The sequence below is a fragment of the Arsukibacterium sp. genome (assembly GCF_036735525.1).
GTDB lineage: Bacteria > Pseudomonadota > Gammaproteobacteria > Enterobacterales > Alteromonadaceae > Alishewanella.
In genome coordinates, this window is record NZ_DAINOE010000035.1 from 8,992 (window position 1) to 11,135 (window position 2,144).

The 2,144-nt window shown below is 50.1% G+C and carries 2 protein-coding genes and 2 pseudogenes; all 4 read right to left on the reverse strand.

Features of this window, described 5'->3' with window-relative positions; all coding sequences use genetic code 11:
- Positions 1-159: pseudogene (locus V7D78_RS08720) on the reverse strand (SMC-Scp complex subunit ScpB); the annotation flags it as partial.
- Complete coding sequence (locus tag V7D78_RS08725) at positions 159-974, reverse strand: segregation and condensation protein A (protein ID WP_333608061.1); 816 nt, start codon at positions 972-974, stop codon at positions 159-161. The gene V7D78_RS08725 and the pseudogene V7D78_RS08720, both read right to left, overlap by 1 nt.
- Positions 975-1,012: 38 nt before the next feature.
- Positions 1,013-1,633 carry an L-threonylcarbamoyladenylate synthase gene (locus V7D78_RS08730; RefSeq protein ID WP_333608062.1) on the reverse strand — a complete coding sequence of 207 codons (621 nt, stop codon included), beginning with the start codon at positions 1,631-1,633 and terminating at the stop codon, positions 1,013-1,015.
- Positions 1,634-1,648: 15 nt separating this feature from the next.
- Positions 1,649-2,144 (reverse strand): annotated as a pseudogene (locus tag V7D78_RS08735) (PHP domain-containing protein); the annotation flags it as partial.

The window sequence follows — 2,144 nt, forward strand, 5'->3', positions numbered from 1 at the left end:
CATTAACCTGTCCAGCGTCTGGCATAGCCGTTTTTTACTGACATTAAAGCCATAAAGCACGGTTTGCTGTAAATCATCGCTGCTAAGCGGCTTGTCGGCGGCAAAAATGGCGGCCTCAACCAGCTGCAATAACTGCACTTCATTAATTTTGCCGCTCATTATGCCTCAGCTGTGTTGAGTTTGACATGTATTTGACCAAAAGCCGCCGCCTGAATAATCTCAACCAGCTTTTCTTTGGTCAGCTCCAGTATCGCTAAAAACGTCACCACCACCCCCTCGCGGCCTTCGGATAATTCAAAGCAGTCTGAAAACGCCAGATAACCTTGCTGCTCACGCAGTAACTCCAGAATGCGGCTCATCCGCTCGCGGGTAGATAAATGCTCGCGTTTAATATGATGATGCTGAAACTCTTTGGCGCGTTTCATAATGTCTTTTAGGGCCAAGGTCAGCTCTGCCAGCTCGACATCAGGTAGTAGCAGTTGTGGGGCAAAGTTATCGGCCAGCACCGCATGCGCGGTAAAATGGTCGCGCTCATCACGGGGTAAGGCATCGATTTGCGTGGCGGCTTGTTTAAATACTTCGTATTCCTGCAAGCGGCGGATAAGTTCGGCCCGCGGGTCAGCCTCTTCCTCGTCGGGCAAGCTGTGCCGCGGTAACAGTAAACGGGATTTGATTTCTGCCAGCATCGCCGCCATCACCAGATATTCAGCCGCCAGCTCAAAATTCAGCCCCTGCATCAGCTCAATATATTCCATATACTGCAGCGTTATATCATTTACCGGTAAATCGACAATATCAAACTTGTGTTTGCGAATTAAATACAGCAAAAAATCCAGAGGCCCGGCAAAGGCGTCCAGTAAGATTTCCAGTGCATCAGGCGGAATATAGAGATCATCCGGCCGCTGCAGTACCGCCTCGCCTCTTACATAAGCCAGGGGTAATGGCGGCTGAATGGTCAGGCTGTCAGCTTGCATCGGCGTGCTCTTTGCATTTCGCTTTCGCTTCGCTTTAGTTAACGAAACGGCGTCGGGTCGCCGCGACCTTCGCGCAGTAATACCGGTTCATCTTCTGATAAGTCCACGACCGTGGTTGGCGCTTCGCCCAACACACCGCCGTCTATGATCAGATTAACCTGTTTTTCCAGCCGGCTACGAATATCATCCGGATCACTTTCGGCAAACTCGCCACCAGGCAGGATCAAACTGGTACTGAGCAACGGCTCGCCTAATTCTGCCAACAGCGCCAATGCCACTTTGTTTTCCGGGATACGCAAGCCTATGGCCTTTTTCTTGTCGTTTAACAAGCGTTTTGGCACTTCTTTAGTGCCCCGCAAAATAAAAGTATAAGCGCCGGGCGTGTTGTTTTTAATTAACCGAAAGGCGCTGTTTTCGACCTTGGCATAGACCGACAACTCAGACAGATCACGGCATAACATAGTGAAGTGGTGATCGCCGCTGATCTGGCGGATTTGCAGAATGCGCTCCATCGCAGTTTTGTCACCCAGATGGCAACCCAATGCATAACCACTGTCGGTGGGATAGACCACCACACCACCCTGCTGAATAATCTGTACCGCTTGTTTTATTAAACGTTGCTGCGGGTTATCAGGGTGGATCTGAAAAAATTGGCTCATAACAGGTTCTTCTTATTAATGTTGTAAGGTATTTGCTGCTGGCAATGACCAATGTTGCCAGACAGGTATCACATCATCAGTTAAATATAGGTTTTTTCCCAGATCATTCCACTGTGTTGGCTGATGAAAATCCGAACCGACCGAGGCCGTTAAACCATGTAATTGGCACAAGGCCCACAGTTCGCGCTTTTGCACCGGTGTTTGCTGCGGAGAAATGATCTCTATGGCATCACCGCCGGCGTCAGCAAAATGCGCAGCCAGCCGCTTAACCCATTTAGCTGTAAACTTGTATTTAAGGGGGTGTGCCAGTACTGTCTGTCCGCCAGCATCATGGATCCAGCGGATGGCCTCGGCCATCTCTACCCAATTATTGGGCACATAGCCAATTTTGCCACGACCCAGGTACTTTTTAAATACATTGTCCATCGAGCTGGCTTTGCCAATGCTCACCAGATGGCGGGCAAAATGGGTGCGGGTAATAGCCGCACCGTTAGCCAGCGCCAGCACAGCT

Excerpts from the sequence above, each read along its gene's own strand:
- V7D78_RS08725 (WP_333608061.1), bottom strand. The coding sequence starts at position 974 with ATGCAAGCTGACAGCCTGACCATTCAGCCGCCATTACCCCTGGCTTAT.
- V7D78_RS08730 (WP_333608062.1), bottom strand. The coding sequence starts at position 1,633 with ATGAGCCAATTTTTTCAGATCCACCCTGATAACCCGCAGCAACGTTTA.